Raw genomic sequence first — 1,416 nt, forward strand, 5'->3', positions numbered from 1 at the left:
GGATCATGACTAATTGTTGTGTTTATGCAAAAATTGTGGTTAATCTGTAGAGGAAGAATTCTACATTTTTTACTCCTCTGAACTGTGCTCTAAAGGCTTTTATTTTTGCGTTGAATGATTCTGCTGAGGCATTAGTGCTCCGATTTATAAAGTAGTTTAGGATTGATCTATAATTGAGTGTTATTGTGTTGGCAATGGTATTGAATGCTTTAAAACCAGTGTTTTCTACATCTTTGTACCAATGTGCCAGTTTTGTATAAGCAGTTTCCATAGAGGTTGCCGTATTAAATATATTCCTAAGTCCCTGAGATAGATCAAAGGCAATTTTTATATCAGGATATTGATCGAATAATATCTTACTTCTTGTGTATTGGTTTTCTGTCCAGTTTGAGGGAGCTTGGTAAAGCAAATATCTGCTCCTTGCCAATAGCTGCTTTCTTGTGTCTCCATTGCTAAACTCTTTTGGACTGAATGATTTGTTCTTTGTTCTCGCCTGTTTTACTTGCTCATTCTCAAGATCAATAGCAGCCCATCTGTGTTTGATCCTAATATCCTGAAGGGCTTCTAGTGCCAGTTTTTGTACATGGAACCTGTCGGTAACCTGCATCGCCCTTGGGAAGCATTTTTTGGCAATGATCTTCATGGAGTTTGCCATATCTAAGGTAATTTCCTTAACCCTGGCTCTTTTCTTGGCCGATATCTTTAGCAATTGTTCTATGATGGGTTCCACCTTGGTTCCTGAGAATATGCCCACTATTGCTCCTTTTTTACCTTTTGCTTTTTTGTTGGTAATTATTGTGTAGAGTTCTCCTTTAGACAGCGCTGTTTCATCAATGGATAAATAAGACCCAATATTATCAGGGAAGATAAGCCATTGGTTAGCATGTCTCTTTTGCTCCCATTCTTTAAATCCGCTTAAATGATTTTTGTACTGGCGTTGGAGTCTCTTGCCATTGACATTATAGAATCCTGCGATGGTGTGGCAATCTGATGCTTTAGTATCGACTAATTTCTTTTAAAAAAGCAGCGAACTCGGTGGTCATTCGTGTTCCCTGTGCTACTAAATTCCAATCTCTCTGGATAACTTCTTTAGTTGTTTTATCTAGCCATCTACGCCGTTTTACGTGAAGATATACCGTGTTTCCGCGTAATGGAAAATCTTGAATAGTTACTTCTTTGTGAAAACCGTGAGCTATTAATACTCGGGAGGTCTCTTCTTTTGGAGGTGTATTGACTTCTTCAAAATGAAGATGCAGAACCTCTTCATTTTCTTTCTTACTTTTTATTAAATCAAAATGATCCACTAAGAATTGTGGCAATACAAGCTTAATTAAATCTAGGTAGTTATCCAAACCTCTTTTTTTGGCAAATATCGAACTACATTTTCAATTCACACACAACTTTTGAGATTGATCC

2 protein-coding genes are annotated in these 1,416 nt (G+C 37.1%); both read right to left on the reverse strand.

Features of this window, described 5'->3' with window-relative positions:
* Positions 1-22: 22 nt before the first annotated feature.
* Complete coding sequence (locus ES724_RS16390; protein ID WP_146935061.1) at positions 23-976, reverse strand: ISAon1 family transposase; 954 nt, start codon at positions 974-976, stop codon at positions 23-25.
* Between the two features lie 19 nt (positions 977-995).
* A complete protein-coding gene (locus ES724_RS16395) occupies positions 996-1,352 on the reverse strand; it encodes an ISAon1 family transposase N-terminal region protein (RefSeq protein ID WP_146935064.1) in 357 nt (118 codons plus the stop codon).
* Between the last annotated feature and the right edge of the window lie 64 nt (positions 1,353-1,416).

It is taken from the genome of Gillisia hiemivivida, from assembly GCF_007997295.1.
In the GTDB taxonomy this organism is placed as follows: Bacteria; Bacteroidota; Bacteroidia; order Flavobacteriales; family Flavobacteriaceae; genus Gillisia; species Gillisia hiemivivida.